Genomic DNA, 20,348 nt, shown 5'->3' with positions numbered 1-20,348 from the left:
CCGGCTCCTTACGCCGCCTCGCGGGCCACGCAGTCCGCGAGGTGGTCGTCGACCAGACCGCAGGCCTGCATCAGTGCGTACGCCGTGGTGGGGCCGACGAAGCGGATGCCGCGCTTCTTGAGGGCCTTCGACAGAGCCATGGACTCGTCGGTGATCGCGGGCACATCGGCGATGGTGCGGGGGGCCTCGCGGGTCGCGGGATCCGGTGCGTACGACCAGATCAGGGAGTCCAGTTCGCCCTCGGGCCAGTCGGCGAGCACGCGCGCGTTGGCGAGGGTGGCGTCGATCTTGGCGCGGTTGCGGATGATCCCCGGGTCGGCGAGGAGCCGCTCGCGGTCCTCGTCGGTGAACTCCGCGACCGAGGCGATCCTGAAGCCGGCGAAGGCGGCGCGGAACCCCTCGCGGCGGCGCAGGATCGTGATCCATGACAGGCCGGACTGGAAGGCCTCCAGGCAGAGCCGCTCGTACAGCGCGTCGTCGCCGTGGACCGGGCGGCCCCATTCCTCGTCGTGGTACGCCACGTAGTCCGCGGTGGACAGGCCCCAGGGGCAGCGGAGGCCGCCGTCCGGGCCCGGAACCGCGCCGCTCTCCGTGCTCACTGGTCGTCGCCCTTCTTCTCCTCGGGCCCGCGTGGTTCATACCCCTCGAAGAGGGAGCGGCCCGCGACCGCCGTGGCCTGCGCGCCGGCCAGGGCCGCCTCCAGCTCGGCGATGCGGGCGTCCCGCTCGGCCAGCTCGGCGCCGAGACGGCCGAGCACCTCGTCCACCTCCGCCATGTGATAGCCGCGCAGGGTCATCGGGAAGCGCACCGCGTCGACGTCGGCACGGCGCAGGGGGCGGTCCAGGGGCAGCGGGTCGGTGAACCGCTCGGGCGCGGCGTCGGGCAGCGCGCCGCTCTCGCCGCCGCCGATCACGGCGAGGGTCACCGCGCCGACCACCACGACGAGGGCGATGACCAGGAACAAGAACAAGACCATCTCTTCAGGCCCTCACGCTCGACTGCCCGTGCTCAAACTGTCAGGGTCCGATCGTGCCATGCGCCTGTGACAGTTAAGGTCGCAGGCGGCCGAACCGCGACAAGGACCCAGGAGGGCCACAGGGGATGCTCAGGCTTGGCAGGCGCGAGTTCGACGCGCACGAGCCGGTGATCATGGCGATCGTCAACCGGACCCCGGACTCCTTCTACGACCAGGGGGCCACCTTCCGCGACGAACCCGCGCTCGCGCGCGTGGAGCAGGCCGTGGCCGAGGGCGCCGCCATCGTCGACATCGGCGGGGTCAAGGCGGGTCCGGGCGAGGAGGTGACCGCCGAGGAGGAGGCGCGCCGCACGGTCGGTTTCGTCGCCGAGGTCCGCAAGCGGTTCCCCGACGTGGTGATCAGCGTCGACACGTGGCGGCACGACGTCGGTGAGGCGGTCTGCGAGGCGGGCGCCGATCTGCTCAACGACGCCTGGGGCGGTGTCGATCCGAAGCTCGCGGAGGTCGCCGCGCGGTACCGGGTGGGTCTGGTCTGCACGCACGCGGGCGGCGCCGAGCCGCGCACCAGGCCGCACCGCGTCACGTACGACGACGTGATGGCCGACATCCTGCGCGTGACGCTCGGCCTGGCCGAACGCGCGGTGGAGCTGGGCGTCCCGCGCGAGTCCGTGATGATCGACCCTGGCCACGACTTCGGCAAGAACACCCGCCACAGCCTGGAGGCCACCCGCAGGCTCGGCGAGATGGTGGACACGGGCTGGCCCGTCCTGGTCTCCCTGTCCAACAAGGACTTCGTGGGCGAGACCCTCGACAAGCCGGTCAAGGAACGCGTTCTCGGCACCCTGGCGACGACGGCGGTGTCGGCGTGGCTGGGCGCGCAGGTCTACCGCGTGCACGAGGTCGCCGAGACCAAGCAGGTGCTGGACATGGTGGCGACGATCGCCGGACACCGGCCCCCGGCGGTCGCCCGTCGGGGGCTTGCGTGAGGCGCGCGCGGTGAACTCCCCTTCGGGGAGTTCTACTTCCGGGCTACTTCCCGACTTCCTTCGTCACCAGCGAGATCGCCTCGTCCACGTCGTCCGTGACGTGGAAGAGGAGGAGGTCCGCCTCTGAGGCCTTGCCCTGGGCGATGACCGTGTTCTTCAGCCAGTCGACCAGGCCGCCCCAGTACTGCGAGCCGAAGAGGACGATCGGGAAGCGCGTGACCTTGCGGGTCTGGACGAGGGTGAGCGCTTCGAAGAGCTCGTCCAGCGTGCCGAGGCCGCCGGGCAGGACCACGAAGCCCTGCGCGTACTTCACGAACATCGTCTTGCGGACGAAGAAGTAGCGGAAGTTCACGCCGATGTCGACGTACGGGTTGAGGCCCTGCTCGAAGGGGAGCTCGATGCCGAGGCCGACGGAGGTGCCCTTCGCCTCGACGGCGCCCTGGTTGGCGGCCTGCATCGCGCCGGGACCGCCGCCCGTGATCACGGCGAAGCCGGCCTCCACGAGCGCCTTGCCGATCTCGACGCCGGCCGCGTACTCCGGAGAGCCCTCCCCCGTGCGCGCCGACCCGAAGACACTGATCGCGGGCGGGAGTTCCGCGAGGGTGCCGAAGCCCTCGATGAACTCGGACTGGATGCGCAGGACTCTCCAGGGGTCCGTGTGCACCCACTCGGAGGGACCGTCGGAGTCGAGGAGACGCTGGTCGGTCGTGCCGGCCTGCACCTTGTCCCGCCTGCGCAGCACCGGGCCGAGCCGCTGCTCCTCAGGACGCTTCCTGGCAGCGTGGGCAGCGCGCTCGGCGCTGTTGTCGGGGTGGCTCATCGTCTGCTCCCTCCATGCGTACGTGACCCACAGCGTAGATCTACGCGGGTTACGTCCGAGGGACCTCGGGATGTCCGGTACCAGGAGCGGCACCGGGTGCCTTCACCGGCCTACGACGTCAGCCAGGCCCGCAGCTTCTCCTCCGCCACCGGGATCAGCGACGCCTCGACGCGCTCGTCGATCTTGTGGGCGAGCAGCGGGTTGCCGGGGCTGTAGTTCACCGCGGGCACGCCGAGCGCGCTGAAGCGGGAGACGTCCGTCCAGCCGAACTTGGGGCGGGCCTCGCCGCCGACGGCCGCCATGAAGGCCGCTGCCGCCGGGTGGGTGAGGCCGGGGCGGGCCGCGCCCGTGTGGTCGTCGACGACGAACTCGTCGACGCCGCAGTCCGCGAAGTAGTCGCGGACGAAGGCGAGGGCCTCTTCCTCGGTGCGGTCCGGGGCGTAGCGGAAGTTGACGGTGACGGTGCACTCGTCGGGGATGACGTTGGTGGCGACGCCGCCCTCGATGCGGACGGCGTTGAGGCCCTCGTGGAACTGGAGGCCTTCCACGATCGGCTTGCGGGGCTCGTACGCGGCGAGCTTCTGGAGGATGGGGGTGGCCGCGTGGATGGCGTTGGAGCCCATCCACGCGCGCGCGGAGTGCGCCCGCACGCCCTTGGTCTTGAGGAGGACCCGCAGGGTGCCCTGGCAGCCGCCCTCGACCTGGCCGTCGGTCGGCTCCAGGAGGACGGCGAAGTCGCCCGCCAGCCAGTCGGGGTGGGCCTCGGCGACGTGCCCGAGGCCGTTGAGGTGGGCGGCCACTTCTTCGTTGTCGTAGAAGACGAAGGTGAGGTCGCGGTTGGGCTCGGGCACCGTCTGGGCGATGCGCAGCTGGACGGCGGCGCCCGACTTCATGTCGCAGGTGCCGCAGCCCCAGAGGACGCCGTTCTCGTCGAGGCGGGACGGTACGTTGTCCGCGATCGGCACCGTGTCGATGTGCCCGGCGAGGATGACCCGCTCCGCGCGTCCGAGGTTCGTGCGGGCCACCACGTTGTTGCCGTGCCGGTCGACCGTGAGGTGCGGCAGGGCGCGCAGGGCCGTCTCGATGGCGTCGGCGAGCGCCTTCTCCTCGCCGCTCGGGGACGGGAAGTCGACCAGCCGCGCGGTCAGCTCCGCGGCGTCGAGCGTGAGGTCAAGCGGTGTCTGAGGCATGCCGACGACCCTAACGCCAGCGGGCGCGCGGGCCTGTCAGAGGTCTCCAGTACCTTGGACGCGTGCTTGAGCCCGCCACCCTCTTCCGGCACGGCCGTCTCCTGCGTATCGGGACCGCGGCCGCCGTGCTGCTCGCCGTCGTGGGCTATGTGGCGCTCCAGTACGTGTACGGGGGCAAGCGCGAGCCGCGGTGCACGGTCGTGTCGGGGAAGGGCGACGGCGCTTCGTACACCTTCACGGCCGAACAGGCGGAGAACGCCGCGACGGTGGCGGCGGCCGGCACCTCGCGCGGGATGCCGGAGCGCGCGGTGACCATCGCCCTGGCCACCGCTCTGCAGGAGTCCGGCCTGCGCAACATCACGCACGGGGACCGGGATTCGCTCGGCCTCTTCCAGCAGCGCCCCTCGCAGGGCTGGGGCGACGAGCGGCAGATCATGGACCCGGCGTACTCCGCCGCCCGGTTCTACGAGCATCTGGCCGACGTCCCGGGCTATTCGCGCCTGCCCCTCACGGTCGCCGCGCAGCGCGTGCAGCGCAGCGGTTTTCCGCAGGCCTACGCCAAGCACGAGCCGGACGCCGCGCTGCTCGCCGCCGCGCTCACCGGCCGCGGCCCCGCGACCTTCGGCTGCGAGGGCCGCCCCGCCGCCGGCACCGTCCCCGCGGACCCGGCGCGGGTGCGGGCCGCCCTGGCCCGCGACTTCGGCCGCGAGGTGCGCCCCAGCGGCGGCCAGGGGCGCACGGTGACGGTCCCCGCGCCCGCCCGCCCGGCCGACGACCGGGCGTCGCGCCGCGGCTGGGAGCTGGCGCACTGGGCCGTGGCGCAGTCCTCGGCGCTCCACATCGAGCGGGTCTCGTACGACGGCAGGGAGTGGCGCGCCGGAGGCTCCGGGGAGTGGCGGAAGGTGCGGGCGGCCGGCGCCGCGGGTGCGGGCCGGGCCGCGGGCGAGGTTCGAATCGTCACTGGGCAGTAGTACGGCGCTTCACTCGTCCGGGGCACGCCGGGCGTGACGGGGCGAGACCGTGTCCGAGTTTTCCGCCCACGCTCCGCACAATCCCCGAATCCCTTGTGGACGCGGAGGATGAAGGATTCTGCAGCGAATTGGCCCGTAAGCCGTTTGCCCCCTTTTCTCCGCAGCCGATAATGCGACGCATTGCCAACTCTTTACGTTGGCGCACCGCAACCTTCGGGGGCTTCGAGCGGTAGTCACTGCGTCTGATCGCCGGAAGCCGTCCGGCGCGACGCCGGAGCCGATCCGGCCGGACAACCCAACGTTCTCTCCCGTCTGAAGGAGCACCATGTCCCTCCCCCTGACCCGCCGGATCGCCCGTGCCGCGCTGCTGAGCGCAGCGGGTGCAGCTTCCGTGGTCGGTGCGGCCGGCTCCGCGAGCGCCGTTGACCTCCCGGCCGGCCCCGACCTGGGCGGAGTGTCCGCCGTGGACGGCGACAGCCTCGGCAACACCGTCGACGACGCGGCTCAGAACGTCGGCAACCTCGCGGGCGACACCGGCAGCAAGGCCGTGAAGAAGTCCGTCCCGGCCGCGACCAAGGCCATCGGCCGGGCCGGCAAGACGGCGACCCCCGCCGCGCAGAGGGCCGCCGGCGAAGTCGCGGGCAGCACGGGCGAGGTGCTCGGCGAGACCGCGAACTCGGCCACCGAGGGCGGGCTGCCGACCGACGGCGCGCTGGGTCAGGGCCTGCCCACCGACTCGCTGACCAAGGGCGGTCTGCCGACCGACCAGCTGCCGGTCAAGAGCCTGCCGCTGGGCTGATCGCGGGGCATGCGCACGAAGGGCCCGGAGCCATTGGCTCCGGGCCCTTCGCCGTACTCGGAAGCGACGGTTCAGCGCCGCGTCACACCAGCCGCGTCACACCAGCCGCGTCACGTCAGTCGCTCGACCGCCGCCGCGACCCGCTCGTCCGTCGCCGTCAGCGCCACGCGCACGAACCGGTCGCCCGCCGGGCCGTAGAAGTCGCCGGGCGCCACCAGGATGCCGAGGCCCGCGAGGTGGCCGACGGTGTCCCAGCAGGACTCGTCGCGGGTGGCCCACAGGTACAGGCTCGCCTCGCTGTGCTCGATGCGGAAGCCGTGCTTCACCAGGGCGTCGCGCAGGGCCGTGCGCCGGGCCGCGTACCGCTCGCGCTGCTCGCGCACGTGCTCGTCGTCGCCGAGCGCCGCCACGACGGCGGCCTGGGTCGGCGCGGAGGTCATCATGCCGCCGTGCTTGCGGATCTGCAGGAGGTCCCCGAGGACGTCCGCGTCACCGGCGACGAACGCCGCGCGGTACCCCGCCAGGTTGGACCGCTTGGAGAGCGAGTGGACGGCCACGATGCCCTCGTACGAACCGCCGCACACGTCCGGGTGCAGGACGGAGACCGGATCGGCCTCCCAGCCGAGCTCCAGGTAGCACTCGTCGCTGACGAGCAGCACGCCGTGCTCCCGCGCCCAGGCGACGGTACGGGTCAGCTCTTCCTTCGACAGGACGCGACCGGTGGGGTTCGAGGGCGAGTTGAGCCAGAGGAGCTTGAGGTTCGTCGGGTCCAGCCGGGTCGGGTCGTCATAGGCGACGTACTCCGCGCGGGCCAGGCGCGCGCCCACCTCGTACGTCGGGTAGGCGAGCCGCGGGTAGGCCACCACGTCGCCCGGGCCGAGGCCCAGCTGCGTCGGGAGCCAGGCCACGAGCTCCTTGGAGCCGACGATCGGCAGGACGTTGCGGTGGGTGAGGTCCCGGGCGCCGAGCCGCCGTCCGCACCAGCCGGTGAGCGCGTCGCGCAGCTCGGCCGTGCCCCACACCGTCGGATAGCCGGGCGAGTCCGCGGCGGCGATCAGCGCTTTCTGGATCAGCTCGGGAACCGGGTCCACCGGGGTGCCGACCGACAGGTCGACGATGCCGCCGGGGTGGGCGGCCGCCGTGGCCTTGTACGGCTCGAGCTTGTCCCAGGGGAAGGTGGGAAGCCGGTCGGAGACTGCGGACACGTGTTGACTCCCGTGCTGGTGCTGGTCGTTGCGTATGCCTCGGTCCCGTGCGGCGAAGATGCCGTACGGGACCGGGGCGACGCTCAGGCTGCCGTTACTGGTTCTGCGGCGGCAGGGCGGCGATGAAGGCGTGGTCGCGCTCGATCAGGCCGAGCTTGCTCGCGCCACCGGGCGAACCGAGCTCGTCGAAGAACTCGACGTTCGCCTTGTAGTAGTCCTTCCACTCCTCAGGAGTGTCGTCCTCGTAGAAGATCGCCTCGACCGGGCAGACCGGTTCGCAGGCTCCACAGTCGACGCATTCGTCCGGGTGGATGTACAAGGACCGCTGGCCCTCGTAAATGCAGTCGACCGGGCACTCCTCGATGCACGCCTTGTCCTTGACGTCGACACAAGGCTGCGCGATGACGTAGGTCACGCTGTCGTTCCTCCTCGATACGGGCGTTGGCGGGCCGTCTTCAGGCTCCGCTCGCCTGGCGCGCGGGAGCGCGGCGTCGTCGATGCCCGCCCCTAGTATCTCCGTTCCCGGGCATGATCCGAACAGGAGGGGCTTGCAGAGCTGTGGAAATCACCGGCGGCGGACGACTCGAGGTCCGCATCACCCCTGCTGACGTGGGCAAACGAGTCTCGATCCGTCGCTTGAGCGGCGCTTCCGCGCCGACGGAGAAGTTCACCGACACGGTTGGTGTTCTCACATCGTGGGACGACGGTGTGGTGCTCATCACACGACGGAACGGTGAGAGCGTCCGGATTCCGGAACACTCCCTGGTGGCGGGCAAGGTCGTGCCGGCCGCGCCCGCACGCCGCCGGGGGCCCGCCGCCTCGTACGAGGAGCTGGCGCGGGTCTCCGCCCGGGCCTGGCGGCCCGTGGAGAGCGAGCGGCTCGGCGAGTGGCAGCTGCGGTCGGCGGCGGGGTTCACGCGGCGCGCCAACTCCGTGCTGCCGCTGGGCGATCCGGGACGGCCGCTGGACGAGGCCCTGTCGTACGTCCGTGACTGGTACGCGGCCCGTGGCCTGCCCCCGTACGTGCAGACCGCGACCGGCGCCGAGGGCACGCAGGAACTGCTCTGCGCCGGCTTGGAGGAGCGCGGCTGGGTGCGCGAGGGGAGCGCGGAGCTGCACGTCGGCGGGCTCGCCCCGGTCGGGGACCTGGCCGCGGACGTGGACCGTGTCGTGCTCTCGCGCTCCTTCGACGAGCCGTGGCTGCGGCGGTACAAGCGGTTCGGGGTACCCGGACCGCATGTGCTCGAGGTGCTGGCGGGCGGGCCCTCGGTATGGTTCGCTTCCGTGCCCGGGAGCGGTGACGTCCCGGCCGCCATCGGGCGGTGCGTGGTGGACGGGCGCTGGGCGGGCTTCATGGCCGTCGAGGTGGACCCGGAGCACCGGCGCCGGGGGCTCGCCACCGCGGTGATGACCGCACTGGCCCGGCAGGCCCTGGCCGAGGGCGCTTCGGCGGCCTGGCTGCAGGTCGAGGACGGCAACGACAGCGCGCGGGCGCTGTACGGCGGGATGGGTTTCGCCGCTCATCACGCCTATCACCACTACCGGTACGGCCCTGCCTGAGCGGGAGCGGCGGGCCCGACGGAGCACGGCACGGCAAGCACGACAGAGCAGAGCACGGCACGGAGACAGCGCCCGGCGAGGGCAGACACGAGGCACGTATGCACGCGGAGTCCGGCGAATGGCGGCGGCGGTTCGCCGAAGAGGCGCGGTCGGAGCGGCCCGGTCTCGCGCCGCTGTGCCTGCTGATCGGCGCCGAGGCGGATCCCTCACTCGACGAGGCGGGGATCGACGCCGCCGAGATCGAGCTCGACCGCCTGGCGGGGCTGCTGCCGTTCCGGCCCGGCGGGCCGCGCGCGTGGGCGACCGCGATGGCCGAACTTCTCGGTGAACAGTGCGGGTTCGAGGGGACACCGGGCGATTACCAGCGGCTCGACTCCTCGCTCCTGCACCAGGTCCTGCGCCGCCGCAGAGGCCTGCCCATCCTGCTCTCCGTCGTCTGGATGGAAGTCGCGCGGCGTGCGGGCGCCCCCGTCTACGGAGTCGCGCTCCCCGGACACTTCGTCGTCGGCTTCGGACCACGCGACGACCAGGTCCTCGCCGACCCCTTCGACGGCGGCCGGCTGCTCACCGGCACCGACGCGGAGCTGCTGGTGGCCGGGACCGCGGGCACGGGCATCCAGCCGTCCATGCTGACGCCCGCGGACCCGCTCAACATCGTGCAGCGGATCCTCAACAACATCCGCGCCTGGGCCGCCGCACGGCCCGAGCGGTCCGACGTCGCCCTGTGGGCCCTGGAGCTGTCGCTCCTGCTGCCCGCCCATCCGGCCAGGCTGCGCTACGAACGGGCCCAACTCCTCGTCCAGCGGGGCGACTTCCTGGGGGGCGCGGCGGAGCTGGACGCGTACGCGGATGTGGTCACTCCGGTGGAGCCGACCACGGCGGACCGGGTGCGCCAGCAGGCGCGGGCCGCGCGGGCGATGCTGAACTGACCGGTCCGGGGGACGCGGCCCGCCCGGACGGACGTATCGATCGAGGCGACCGGGCACCACGGACGTATGCACCCCCGACCTCCCGGAACCACCGAGTGGCGGCGGCTGTTCGCGGCCGAGGCCGAGTCCGCGCGGCCCGATCTGGCGCTGCTGTGCCTGCTGATCGGCACCGAGGCCGACCCCTCGCTCGACGAGGCGGACCTCCGCGCCGCACGGCGCCTGCTCGACCGGCTCGCGGAACAGGCCGTGCTCGGCCGCCGCGCCCGCCGCGCCGACGACCCGCGCGCCTGGGCCGCCGCCCTGGCCGAGCTCCTCGGTGTGCGCTGCGGCTTCAGGGGCAGGCCCGGCGACTACCAGCGCCTCGACTCGTCGCTCCTGCACCAGGTCCTGCGCCGCCGCAGAGGCCTGCCGATCCTGCTCTCCGTCGTCTGGATGGAAGTCGCGCGGCGCGCGGGCGCCCCCGTCCACGGCGTCGCGCTCCCCGGGCGCTTCGTGGTCGGCTTCGGACCGTGCGACGACCAGGTCCTCGCCGACCCCTTCGACGGCGGCCGGCTGCTCACCGGGACCGACGTGGAGCTGCTCGTGGCGGCGGCGACGGGGTCCCCGCCCGTACCGTCGATGCTGAGCCCCGCGAGCCCGCTGGACATCGTGGCGCGCATCCTGAACAACATCCGCGCCTGGGCGGCGCCCCGCCCCGAGCGCGCCGATGTCTCGCTCTGGGCGGTCGACCTCTGTCTCCTCCTGCCGTCACCGCCGCCCCGGCTGCACTACGAGCGCGCCCAACTCCTCGTACACAAAGGGGAGTTCCTGGCGGGTGCGCGGGAGCTGGACACGTACGCCGACTTCGTCGCCGCCCGGGACCCGGCGACGGCCGACCGGGCCCGGCGGCAGGCGCTGGGGGCGCGGGCGATGCTGAACTGACGGGCTCAGAGCCAGCCCTTGTCCCTGGCGGTGCTGACCGCCTCCGCGCGGTTGCGGACGGCGAGCTTCTGGATGGCCGTCGAGAGGTAGTTGCGGACCGTGCCCTGGGAGAGGTGCAGGGTCTTGGCGAGCTCGGCGTTGGTGGCGCCGCCCGCGGCCGCGCGCAGCACCTCGCGCTCGCGGTCCGTCAGGGGGTTCGCGCCCTCCGCGAGGGCGGCCGCCGCCAGCGTGGGGTCGATGACCCGCTCCCCCGCGAGCACCCTGCGCACCGCCGCGGCGAGCTGGGCCGCGGGGGCGTCCTTGACGAGGAACGCGTCGGCGCCCGCCTCCATGGCGCTGCGCAGATAGCCGGGGCGCCCGAAGGTGGTCAGCACGACGATCTTCAGGGCGGGGAGCGCGGCGTGCAGTTCGGCCGCCGCCTCGATGCCGGTCATGCCGGGCATCTCGATGTCGAGCAGCGCCACGTCCACGGCGTGTGCGCGGGCCGCCGCGAGCACCTCGTCGCCGCGGGCCACCTGGGCGACGACCTCGATGTCCGGCTCCAGACCGAGCAGCGCCGCGAGGGCCTCACGGACCATCGACTGGTCCTCGGCCAACAGCACCCTGATGACACCGCTCCCGCTGGTACCACTGCCTGTGCTGGTCCCGCTGTTCCCACTGCTCATGAGGGGGATCCTACGGTCGCCTCCGCCAGCGGCACCCGGACCGCCAGACGGAAGCCGCGGCGGGTGCCCGGGCCCGTCTCCAGGATGCCGCCGACGGCCTCCACGCGTTCGCCGAGGCCCGTCAGGCCGTTCCCCGCCGCGGCACCGGAACCGCCGACTCCGTCGTCCTCCACCGTGAGTTCGAGCAGCGGTCCGCCGAGCGTCTTCCGTGCCGTGAACGCCACCGTGCACCGGCAGGCCCCGCTGTGCCGCACGACGTTGGTCACGGCCTCCCGCAGCGCCCACGCCAGCGCCGCCTCCGCCTCCTCCCCCGGCAGTTCGGCGGGCGGCTCCAGCGGCACGTCGGCCTCGATGCCCGCGGCGGTCAGCGCGGTGCGGGCGCCGGCCAGCTCACCGGCCAGGGTGCGCCTGCGGTAGCCCGAGACGGCCTCGCGCACGTCCACCAGGGCCTGGCGGCTGACCTGCTCGATGTCGGCGACCTGCCGGGCCGCCTGATCGGGGTGGTCGGGCAGCATCCGTCCCGCGAGCTCGCTCTTGAGCGTGATGAGGGAGAGCGAATGGCCGAGCAGGTCGTGCAGGTCCCGGGCGAGCCGCAGCCGCTCCTCGTTGGCCGCCAGTTGGGCGACGGTGGCCCTGGCCTGCCGCAGCTGGATCGTCGTACGGATCAGCTGGCGCACACCGGCCATCGCGAACCCCACGAGCACGCTGAGCACGACCAGGTTGCCCAGGAGGTCCTGCAGACTGTCCGTGCGCAGGCCGATCGCGACCATCACGCCGGTGACCGCGGGGATGACCCGGGCCGCGTACCGCATCGGCAGCACGGCGCCGGCGGACACGGAGACGTAGACGAAGAGCCCGAGCCACTGGGTGCCGAAGCAGAGCGTGAGGACCACGGCGAGCGTGAACTGCGCGGCGAACGCCACGTACACCGCGCGCCAGTCGAGCACCTTGGTCGTGTAGCGGAAGACGAGTGAGAGATAGCAGGCCACGAAGGCCGCGAGGCCCAGCGAGCCGAGGGCGGTGGCCGTGGCGCTCCGCTCGGTCACCACGAGGTCGTGGACGGGGCTCGTCAGGAAGACCAGCCAGATGCCGATCCAGACGGCCTTCGTGAGGATCTGGCGGCGGCCCATGACCGGCTGCCCGAAGGTCTGCATCGGGTGGCTGTCGTCGTACCGGTCGGTCTCTTGGGCGTGCTCGGCGCCCCGGCTCGTACTCACGCCTTCAGTGTGTCCTTCCGGTACAGCCACGCCGCGCCGCCCGCGAAGAGAAGGAAGTAGGCGACCAGGAGCGTGAGGTCCTTCGCGTGCGGTGCGTCGCCCAGCTCGATGGCCTGTCCGAGGGCGGCGTACGCGTGGGTGGGCAGCCAGGACGCCGCCTCCTGGAGCCAGTGCGGGAACGTCGTCACCGGCATCCACAGGCCGCCGAGCATGGAGAGCCCGAAGTAGACGATCATCGTGATCGGGCGCACGGCGTCGCCGGACGCGAGGTAGCCGATGGCCACGCCGAGGGCGGCGAAGCAGAGGCTGCCCGCCCAGATCGCGCCGGTCAGCGCCAGCCACTGCCAGGCGTCGAAGCGGACGTCCTTGAAGATCGCGGCGACCGCGAAGACCACGAGGATGGACGGCAGGCTGACCACGGCCGCGCTCGCCGTCTTCGCCAGGACGTACCCCCGCCCGGGGAGCGCCGTCAGGCGCAGCTGCCGCACCCAGCCGCTCTCGCGCTCCTTGGCGATGCGCTCGCTGTTGCCCATGAGTACGGCGGTGAGGGCGCCGAAGGATGCCATCGAGACCATCATGAACGCGGGGACGGACAGGCCCGTGTCGGGGACCTGGTCGGCGCCGTTCTGGGTGCCCGCGATGATCAGGAAGAGCATCGACGGATAGATGACGGAGAAGAAGAGGAACTTGCGGTTGCGCAGGGCGCGGGTGATCTCGAGCTTGATGAGGCTGTTCATGCCGTGGGTGCCTTTCATGCGGTCCTGGCCTCCTCGGCCTCGGTGATCGCCACGAAGGCCTGCTCCAGGCCGAGCCCGGCGACTTCGAGGTTGCGGGGGTACACGCCGAGCCCGTACAGCGCGTGCACGGTGGCGTCGGCGTCCGTCGACTGGAGGCGGACCGTGTGGCCCGCGATGTCGAGGGTGGTGAGGAAGGGCAGCGCGCGGAGCCGTCGCGCGAGCTCCGGGTCGATCCGCTCCAGGTCGAACGCGACCTTGCGGGCGCCCGCCTTCGCCTTGATCTCGGCCGCGGTGCCGTCTGCGAGGAGCCGGCCGCGGTGCAGGACCAGGACGCGGTCGGCGATCGCGTCGGCCTCCTCCAGATAGTGGGTGGCGAACAGGACCGCGCGGCCCTGGTCGGCCTGCTCCCGCATGGTGGCCCAGAACGCCTGGCGTGCGGTGACGTCCATGCCGGTGGTCGGCTCGTCGAGCACGATCAGGTCAGAGGCGCCGGCCGTGGCGAGCGCGAAGCGGACGCGCTGCTCCTGGCCGCCGGAGAGCTTGTCGGCCTTGCGGTCCGCGATCTGGGTGATGCCCGCGTGGGCGAGCACGTCGTTGACGCGGTGGGGCCTCGGGTGCAGCTCGCAGGCGAGCGTCACCAGCTCGCGCACGGTGACCTCGCCCATCAGTCCGCCGCTCTGCAGCATGGCGCCGACCCGGCCCGCCGTGATCGCCTCGCGCGGCTCGGTCCCGAAGACCCGCACGGTTCCGCTGTCCGGGCTGCGCAGGCCGAGCAGCAGGTCGAGGGTGGAGGACTTGCCCGCGCCGTTCGGCCCGAGGAGCGCCACCGTCTCGCCCGGGTGGAGGTCGAGGGTCAGGCCGTCGACGGCGCGGACGTCGCCGTAGTTCTTGGTCACCCGCTCGAAGCTCACCGCGCTGGTGACGGGCGGTGCTGTGGTCGTCGTCATGTTCACCATCGTCGCAAAACCGCAGGTCACGGCGGCAGTGTCGGATGTGGTGACTACGGGATGACAGATGTCATGCCGGAGGCCGGACGGTTCACCCCGGTGAACCGTCCGGCCTCCGCCGGCCTGCGGGAATCAGCTCGCGTTGGTCTCGATGACGCCGATCCGCTCGGCGGGCGTCTTGCCGACCAGCGCCTTGCCCATCGCCGCGGCCACGTCGGTCGGCTGGACCGGCGTCTTGGAGCCGTCGCCGCGCTGGATGAGGACGCCGTCGAAGACGTTGCCGTACAGCTTCTTGAGCTCTTCGAGGTTGTAGTGCACCTGAAGGGTGCCGTCCTTGAGGGCCTTCGTCTCCAGGATCTTCGGCAGCGACTTCTCCGGGCCGAAGGGGATCGACTTGGCGCCCGCCTTGATCGTGACGTTGGCGGACATGGCCGGCTTGGCGAACCGGGTCATGAACTTGTCGACCTCGGCCTTGGAGACGGTCGGCTTGCGCGTGGTGACCGGCACCTGGACCGCGCCCGCGCTGCCCGTCTCGACCTGCTTCTTGTACGCGTCGGCGACCGAAGCGGTCGACGCCTGCGGGTCGATGCCCTTGCCGACCTTGCCGTAGACGGGCTGGGCCTTGCCCGGCACGAACTTGACCGTGCCCTCCTGCGCCGTGCCCGAGCCGCCCGCCGCGCGCTCCAGGGCGGCCGCGAGCTTCTCCTCGTCGACGGGCATGACGGGCTCGACGACGCGCTGGCCACCGAAGAGCGAACCGATCACCGAGACGGGGTTGTAGTCGCTGCCCGCGGCCTCGCGGACGGTGGCCTGGCTGTCCAGGGTGAGGCCCGCCTGGTCCGGCTTGAGCGTGACCGTGTCGCCGCCCACCGAGAGCTTCAGCGGCTTGGTGACGCGCGCGTCGAGGGCCGCGTCGAGCTTCTTCACGGCCTCGTCGCGGGTGCCGCCGCCGATGTCGACGCCGAGCACGGTGGTGCCCTTCGGGACGTCGGCGTGGTTCATCAACAGGCCCGCGCCGTACGCCCCGCAGCCCGCGACCACGACGGCGGCCGCGAGGAGGACCAGCTTGTTGCGGCCCTTCTTCTTTTTCGGCGCGGCGGCGGCGGGCGGCACGTCCGAGCGCACCGGGTCGGGCAGCTTCGGCGGGGTGTGCGGAACCGGTCCTTCACCCTGCGGGCCCGGCGCGAACGGGGAGTTGTCCTGCGTGGGCGGCACGACGGGGATGCCGCTGGTGAGGGTCTCACCGGAGACGTTGGCGCCGGGCGCGGGAGCGCCGGGGCCACCGGGGCCGCCCGGAGCACCGGGTCCGCCGGGCACCTGGCCGCCGACGGGCGGACGCGGGCCGCCGGGCGGAGGGACCGGGCCGGACTTCTGCGGTGTGAGGATCGCGGTGTCGTCGCTCATGGCGCCGGAACGGGGCGGCCGCGCACCGGAGTCGGCGGGGCCGCCGGGTGCGCCAGGAGCGCTGTGGCGGCCCGGAGGCGCCAGCGGGCTGTCGCCCGTGACGGGGCCGCCGGTCGGTCCTGCGGGCCGGGAGTCCCCGGAGCCGCCCGTACCGCCGGAGAAGTACGGCAGGTCGCCGCGGTGCGGGTCGCTCTGCGGGCCGCCCGAGCCGAGGGGGCCCGACGCGACGGCGCCGGACACGTCGAACTGCCCCGTACCGGAACCGTTGGCCCCCGGGCCGTTCGCCCCCGGACCATTCGCGCCGGGGACGCCCGAGCCGCTCCCGGTGTCACTCCGGGCGGGCTTGCGCGGCGCGAACCAGTCGCTCGTCTTCTCGTCGGCCGAGGACTGCGAAGGGGAGGACGCGGCCCCCTGGCCGCCCTCACCCGACGCGGAACCGGAACCTGAACCGGAACCAGCTCCGGAGGAAGCCGGGGAGGCCGGGGCTCCGGCCCCCGTCGCCCCGCCCGCGTCTCCCGCGCCGGGAGCACCCGGTGCGGCACCGTCCCTGCGGCTGTCGTCGTCCACGGATGAGGAGTCCCCGTGCGAGCCCTCGTCACCGACGGGCGTCCGCATGACGACCGGCGGGATGGGCCGCGAACCGGGAATGTTGATCCGGATGCGGGTGGTCAGCGTGGTCTGGGTCTCGGGCTCGTCGGGCCGCCGCGCGCCGTCCGCGCCGCCGTCGGCGGCAGCGCCCTGTGCCGGGGAGCCGTACGGCGGCGTCCCCGAGGGGTATGCGGCTCCACCGCGCCCCTGGGGCCCGGAGGACGAACTGTCAGTTTCACGACTCAAGGCAGGTTCTCCTGGTTGACTCCGCCGCCCGTCTCGACCTCGTCCGGGGTCCCCCCGGCCGGAGGTTGGGGGAGGCTCGGCGGCCGCACCACCATACTGGCCGCCGTCGGCACTCATTCCGTGACCGGCGTCAAACCCCTGCGGGACACGGTCCGAAGTGGTACGTCACTTGCCAAGTCGGGCGGCGGGCGCGCTCGGTTGCGACCCCTGCCCGAGCGTGGCGCACATCACAGCGACGGCCATTCCGCCGAGCAGGAAGCCGTACGAGCCGAGATCCGCGCCGAAGAGGAAGTCGCCCTCGGGTCTGGTGGCGGTGAGCAGCATCACCACGACGAGCCAGCCGGCGGCGGGCGCGACGGCCCCCGCCTTGGTGCCGACCGCCCGTGCCCCGCCGTAGAAGGCACCGGCGGCGCCGACGAGCGCGAGCAGCAACCCGGCGGGGAAGAAGCCGCCTTGGACGAGTGCTCCGGCGGCGCCGACGACGGCGCCGAACACGAAGAGCCCGGCGTAGGCGGCGAGGCGCCCCGCCCTGAGGGGCTGGGCGAGGAAGCTGCCGCCGGCGGGGGCGGGCGTGGCCGCGCCGGAGGACGCGGGTCTGCCGGCCGCGGCCCCGGAACCGGAACCGGAACCCGACGCCGCACGGGATCGCGTACTCACAGCGCGGTCACCTCCGCCACATCCGTCACCCTTTCAAGCCCCGAGAAGAGATCCGTCTCACGGGACGACCCCTCTGATGACCCCTCTGATGATCCCTCGGATGAACCCGAAGATCCCTCTGTCGACGCTTCTCCCCGCACCAGCTCGTAGTACTCCACATCGAAGATGGGCTGGGCGAGCTGATTGGAGAGGACGAAGAGCGGGCCGCTCACGGTGATCTGGGTGGCGTGGGCCGCCATCGCCGCCGCCTTGGCGCTCTTGAAGGCCCTGCCGTCGATCTCGGTCGTGATCCGCTCGTCGTCCGTGACGCCGGGCACGTCGGCGACGGCGGCGGGCGTGCCGAACGGCGAGTGCCCGAGCGCTCCCGACATCCAGCGGAAGCGCTCCTCGACCACGGACCGCGGGGCACGGTTCCAGTAGATCTTGTCGATGGCGTGGGGCGCGCCGAGGTCGGCGCGGAAGGCCGGATCGGCCGCGAGGTCGGCGGCGCGCATGGCGACGCGGTGCGCCTTGATGTGGTCGGGGTGGCCGTACCCGCCGTCGGGGTCGTACGTCACGAGGACCTGCGGGCGCACCTGGCGGACCACCTCGACCAGGTGGGCGGCCGCCTCGTCGAGGTCGGCCGACCAGAAGGCGCCGGGGCGGTCGTTCTGCTCGGTGCCCATCATTCCGGAGTCGCGGTAGCGCCCGGGGCCGCCGAGGAAGCGGTGGTCGGTGACCCCTACTTCCTTCATGGCGGCGGCCAGTTCCCCGATGCGGTGGGCGCCCAGGGCGTCCTCGCGGTCGGCGGCGAGATGGGCGAGCTCGGCCGGGATGACCTCGCCCTCCTCGCCGAGCGTGCACGTCACCAGGGTGACGTGGGCGCCCTCGGCCGCGTACTTGGCCATGGTCGCGCCGGTGGTGATCGACTCGTCGTCGGGGTGCGCGTGCACGAGCAGCAGGCGCCGGGCGGGCAGTTCCGTCATGGGACCACCCTACGAGCCCCGGTCAGAACTTGATGTCGCCGATCATCCCTGCCACGTTCGTCGTCAGCTCGTTGATGGTCGGCGCGACGGACGAGCTCGCGAGGTAGAAGCCGAGCAGCGTACAGACGACCGCGTGCCCGGCCTTCAGCCCTGACTTCTTGACCAACAGGAAGACGATGATCGCCAGCAGCACCACCGCCGAAATCGAGAGTGCCACGGCGGTCACCTCCAAGTCGTTGACGAAACCCAGTGCGGACGCCAGCAGGTACATACCCACCAAGCGCTACGGATCATAACTATCCGTGCGGACGCATGACTCGGAGCACGGCAGCACAGGGGGGCGCATGAGCCATAGGCTCGGGGGATGACCACCGAGAACCCCGGAAATCCCAGGCCCGACGAGAGCCCGGCGCAGCGGCTCTCCTTCCCGCGTCAGCACGCCCGCACGCAACGCTTCACCCTCGGCGCGCCCCGTGCGTTCACGGTGGCGCCGGACGGTTCACGCCTTGTCTTCCTGCGCTCGTCCGACGGCACGGACCGGGCGAACCGGCTGTGGGTCCTGGACGTGTCGGACGGCGGCGGCGAGCGCGTGGCGGCCGATCCGCACGTGCTCCTGGGCGGCGCCGCCGAGCGGTTGTCGCCCGAGGAGCGCGCACGGCGGGAGCGCAGCCGCGAGGGCGGCGCGGGCATCGTGGGCTACGCGACGGACGCGGCGGTGGAGCTGGCGGCGTTCGCGCTGTCGGGCCGGCTCTTCGCGGCGGAGCTGCACGCGGGCACGGCTCGCGAACTGCCCGCGCCGGGCCCGGTGATCGACCCGCGCCCCTCGCCGGACGGGCGGCACGTCGCGTACGTGGCGCGGGGCGCCCTGCGGGTCATGGGCGCCGACGGTGCGGGCGACCGGGCCCTGGCGGCGCCGGAGCCGGGCCAGGAGGCGACGGTCGCCTACGGCCTCGCGGAGTTCATCGCGGCCGAGGAGATGGGGCGTTCACGGGGCTTCTGGTGGTCGCCGGACTCGGACCGGCTGCTCGTCGCGCGGGTGGACGACGCTCCCGTACAGCGCTGGTGGATCGCGGACCCGGCGCATCCGGAGCGCGAGCCCGAGCGGGTCGCGTACCCGGCCGCGGGCACGCCCAACGCGGACGTACGGCTGTTCGTCCTGGGCCTGGACGGGTCGCGCACCGAGGTGGTCTGGGACCGCGCCCGCTTCCCCTATCTCGCGCGCGTGCACTGGTCGGCGGACGGCGCTCCGCTGCTGCTCGTGCAGTCGCGCGACCAGGGCAGCCAGCTGTACTTGGCGGTGGATCCGGACGGCGGGTCGACGCGGATGGTGCACGCGGAGGAGGATCCAGAATGGCTTGAACTTTTCCCTGGAGTGCCGTGCTGGTCGCCCAGCGGAAAGCTGGTGCGGATCGCCGACGAGGGCGGCGCGCGCGTCCTCGCGTGGGGGGAACGGCCGCTGACCGGGCCGCAGTTGCACGTCAGGGCGGTCCTGGACGTGACGGAGGAGGACATTCTGATCTCGGCGTCGGCGGGCGCGGCGGCGGCCGACCCGGAGACCGGTGAGATCCATGTGTACCGCGTCAACGAACTGGGCGTGGAGCGCGTGTCCCAGGAGCCCGGTGTGCACTCCGCGGTCCGTGGGGGCGGCCGCGGCGGCCTGACCGTCCTGGTGTCCGCCACACTCGACCGTCCCGGCGCTCAGGTCCAGGTGCTGCGCGAGGGCAAGCAGGTGGCGACCGTCGCCTCACACGCCCAGCGCCCGGGGCTCACTCCGCGCGTGACGCTCACCGAAGGGGGCACGCGGAGGATTCCGTGCGCCGTCCTGCTCCCCACTGATTACAAGGACACGGACGGGCCCCTTCCGGTACTCCTCGATCCGTACGGCGGCCCGCACGGCCAGCGCGTCCAGCGCGCCCACAACATCTTCCTGACCTCGCAGTGGTTCGCCGATCAGGGCTTCGCGGTGCTCGTCGCGGACGGCCGCGGCACGCCGGGCCACTCCCCCGGCTGGGAGAAGTCGATCAAGTACGACAAGACCCTGACGCTCGAGGACCAGATCGACGCGCTCCACTCGCTCGCCGACCGGTTCCCCTTCGACCTCGGCCGGGTGGCGATCCGCGGCTGGTCCTTCGGCGGCTACCTGGCCGGCATGGCCGCGCTGCGCCGCCCCGACGTGTTCCACGCGGCGGTGGTCGGCGCCCCGGTGACGGATCTGCGGCTCTACGACACGCACTACGAAGAGCGGTACCTCGGCGACCCGGCCCGCAACGCGGACACGTACCGGTACAACTCCCTCATCTGGGACGACGGACTCGTCGCAGCGGCCGAACCGCACCGCCCGATGCTGATCGTGCACGGCCTCGCCGACGACAACGTAGTGGTGGCGCACTCGCTGCGGCTCTCCTCGGCGCTGCTCGCCGCGGGCCGCCCGCACGAGGTCCTGCCGCTGTCCGGCGTCACGCACATGACGCCTCAGGAGCAGGTCGCAGAGAACCTGCTGCTGCTCCAGGTCGACTTCCTGAAGCGCTCCTTGGGGCTCTGACCGCTCCGCTCAGATCACTCCGC

The 20,348-nt window shown here is 72.6% G+C and carries 21 protein-coding genes; 7 read left to right on the top strand and 14 right to left on the bottom strand.

What is annotated here, in order from left to right; translation table 11 throughout:
* Positions 1-8: 8 nt before the first annotated feature.
* A complete protein-coding gene (locus ACH4D5_RS11250; RefSeq protein WP_398300878.1) occupies positions 9-599 on the bottom strand; it encodes a DNA-3-methyladenine glycosylase I in 591 nt (196 codons plus the stop codon).
* Positions 596-976 (bottom strand): DivIVA domain-containing protein, encoded by a 381-nt coding sequence (locus ACH4D5_RS11245; RefSeq protein ID WP_398300876.1) that lies wholly within the window; start codon positions 974-976, stop codon positions 596-598. Before ACH4D5_RS11245 ends, ACH4D5_RS11250 begins: the two co-directional genes overlap by 4 nt.
* 125 nt (positions 977-1,101) lie before the next feature.
* Between ACH4D5_RS11245 and folP the strand changes: the two genes are divergently transcribed.
* Positions 1,102-1,962 (top strand): dihydropteroate synthase, encoded by an 861-nt coding sequence (gene folP / locus ACH4D5_RS11240; RefSeq protein WP_398300874.1) that lies wholly within the window; start codon positions 1,102-1,104, stop codon positions 1,960-1,962.
* Positions 1,963-2,005: 43 nt separating this feature from the next.
* Here the strand turns inward: folP and ACH4D5_RS11235 are convergent, their stop codons facing one another.
* Together ACH4D5_RS11235 and dapE are read right to left on the bottom strand one after the other, a co-directional pair.
* Positions 2,006-2,782: a TIGR00730 family Rossman fold protein gene (locus ACH4D5_RS11235; protein WP_398300872.1), complete on the bottom strand. Its 777-nt coding sequence runs from the start codon at positions 2,780-2,782 to the stop codon at positions 2,006-2,008.
* 110 nt (positions 2,783-2,892) lie between these two features.
* Positions 2,893-3,972, bottom strand: a complete 1,080-nt coding sequence (gene dapE, locus ACH4D5_RS11230) for a succinyl-diaminopimelate desuccinylase (RefSeq protein ID WP_398300870.1) — start codon at positions 3,970-3,972, stop codon at positions 2,893-2,895.
* A 62-nt stretch (positions 3,973-4,034) separates the two neighbouring features.
* Between dapE and ACH4D5_RS11225 the strand changes: the two genes are divergently transcribed.
* Positions 4,035-4,943, top strand: coding sequence for a heavy metal transporter (locus tag ACH4D5_RS11225; protein ID WP_398300868.1), 909 nt, complete (start codon positions 4,035-4,037; stop codon positions 4,941-4,943).
* Between the two features lie 325 nt (positions 4,944-5,268).
* Positions 5,269-5,742: an ATP-binding protein gene (locus tag ACH4D5_RS11220; protein ID WP_398300866.1), complete on the top strand. Its 474-nt coding sequence runs from the start codon at positions 5,269-5,271 to the stop codon at positions 5,740-5,742.
* 110 nt (positions 5,743-5,852) lie between these two features.
* Here ACH4D5_RS11220 and ACH4D5_RS11215 read toward each other — a convergent pair whose 3' ends face one another.
* Together ACH4D5_RS11215 and fdxA are read right to left on the bottom strand one after the other, a co-directional pair.
* Complete coding sequence (locus ACH4D5_RS11215; protein ID WP_398300865.1) at positions 5,853-6,947, bottom strand: bifunctional succinyldiaminopimelate transaminase/glutamate-prephenate aminotransferase; 1,095 nt, start codon at positions 6,945-6,947, stop codon at positions 5,853-5,855.
* A gap of 94 nt (positions 6,948-7,041) precedes the next feature.
* On the bottom strand, positions 7,042-7,362 hold the full coding sequence (gene fdxA / locus ACH4D5_RS11210) for a ferredoxin (protein WP_362917932.1): 321 nt from the start codon (positions 7,360-7,362) through the stop codon (positions 7,042-7,044).
* A 143-nt stretch (positions 7,363-7,505) separates the two neighbouring features.
* Here fdxA and ACH4D5_RS11205 point away from each other — a divergent pair, with 143 nt between their 5' ends.
* The 3 genes from ACH4D5_RS11205 (at position 7,506) to ACH4D5_RS11195 (ending at position 10,357) form a co-directional block, all read left to right on the top strand.
* The gene (locus ACH4D5_RS11205) at positions 7,506-8,507 is read left to right on the top strand and encodes a GNAT family N-acetyltransferase (protein ID WP_398300863.1); all 1,002 of its coding nucleotides are present in this window, start codon (positions 7,506-7,508) and stop codon (positions 8,505-8,507) included.
* Between the two features lie 98 nt (positions 8,508-8,605).
* Positions 8,606-9,436, top strand: a complete 831-nt coding sequence (locus tag ACH4D5_RS11200; RefSeq protein WP_398300861.1) for a tetratricopeptide repeat protein — start codon at positions 8,606-8,608, stop codon at positions 9,434-9,436.
* A gap of 66 nt (positions 9,437-9,502) precedes the next feature.
* Entirely contained in the window at positions 9,503-10,357 is an 855-nt protein-coding gene (locus tag ACH4D5_RS11195; protein ID WP_398300859.1) for a transglutaminase family protein, read from the top strand.
* A 5-nt stretch (positions 10,358-10,362) separates the two neighbouring features.
* On the opposite strand, the gene ACH4D5_RS11190 is transcribed toward ACH4D5_RS11195, so the two are convergent.
* The 8 genes from ACH4D5_RS11190 to ACH4D5_RS11155 form a co-directional block, all read right to left on the bottom strand.
* A complete protein-coding gene (locus ACH4D5_RS11190; protein WP_398300857.1) occupies positions 10,363-11,022 on the bottom strand; it encodes a response regulator in 660 nt (219 codons plus the stop codon).
* Complete coding sequence (locus ACH4D5_RS11185; protein WP_398301432.1) at positions 11,019-12,176, bottom strand: sensor histidine kinase; 1,158 nt, start codon at positions 12,174-12,176, stop codon at positions 11,019-11,021. Before ACH4D5_RS11185 ends, ACH4D5_RS11190 begins: the two co-directional genes overlap by 4 nt.
* A gap of 59 nt (positions 12,177-12,235) precedes the next feature.
* Entirely contained in the window at positions 12,236-12,976 is a 741-nt protein-coding gene (locus ACH4D5_RS11180) for an ABC transporter permease (protein ID WP_398301431.1), read from the bottom strand.
* A 14-nt stretch (positions 12,977-12,990) separates the two neighbouring features.
* Complete coding sequence (locus tag ACH4D5_RS11175; RefSeq protein WP_398300855.1) at positions 12,991-13,923, bottom strand: ABC transporter ATP-binding protein; 933 nt, start codon at positions 13,921-13,923, stop codon at positions 12,991-12,993.
* Positions 13,924-14,055: 132 nt separating this feature from the next.
* Positions 14,056-16,161: a hypothetical protein gene (locus tag ACH4D5_RS11170; RefSeq protein WP_398300853.1), complete on the bottom strand. Its 2,106-nt coding sequence runs from the start codon at positions 16,159-16,161 to the stop codon at positions 14,056-14,058.
* A 165-nt stretch (positions 16,162-16,326) separates the two neighbouring features.
* The gene (locus ACH4D5_RS11165) at positions 16,327-16,818 is read right to left on the bottom strand and encodes a DUF6113 family protein (RefSeq protein ID WP_398300851.1); all 492 of its coding nucleotides are present in this window, start codon (positions 16,816-16,818) and stop codon (positions 16,327-16,329) included.
* Positions 16,815-17,783 carry an N-acetyl-1-D-myo-inositol-2-amino-2-deoxy-alpha-D-glucopyranoside deacetylase gene (mshB, locus tag ACH4D5_RS11160; protein ID WP_398300849.1) on the bottom strand — a complete coding sequence of 323 codons (969 nt, stop codon included), beginning with the start codon at positions 17,781-17,783 and terminating at the stop codon, positions 16,815-16,817. Before mshB ends, ACH4D5_RS11165 begins: the two co-directional genes overlap by 4 nt.
* Positions 17,784-17,805: 22 nt before the next feature.
* Positions 17,806-18,000 (bottom strand): hypothetical protein, encoded by a 195-nt coding sequence (locus ACH4D5_RS11155; RefSeq protein ID WP_055569071.1) that lies wholly within the window; start codon positions 17,998-18,000, stop codon positions 17,806-17,808.
* 147 nt (positions 18,001-18,147) lie between these two features.
* On the opposite strand from ACH4D5_RS11155, the gene ACH4D5_RS11150 reads away from it, so the two are divergent.
* Positions 18,148-20,325 carry a prolyl oligopeptidase family serine peptidase gene (locus tag ACH4D5_RS11150; RefSeq protein ID WP_398300847.1) on the top strand — a complete coding sequence of 726 codons (2,178 nt, stop codon included), beginning with the start codon at positions 18,148-18,150 and terminating at the stop codon, positions 20,323-20,325.
* Positions 20,326-20,348: the final 23 nt, after the last annotated feature.

This window comes from Streptomyces sp. NPDC018029 (assembly GCF_044327655.1).
Classification (GTDB): Bacteria; Actinomycetota; Actinomycetes; order Streptomycetales; family Streptomycetaceae; genus Streptomyces.
The sequence above is the reverse complement of the archived record's forward strand: the minus strand, read 5'-3'. Positions and strand labels throughout refer to the sequence as shown.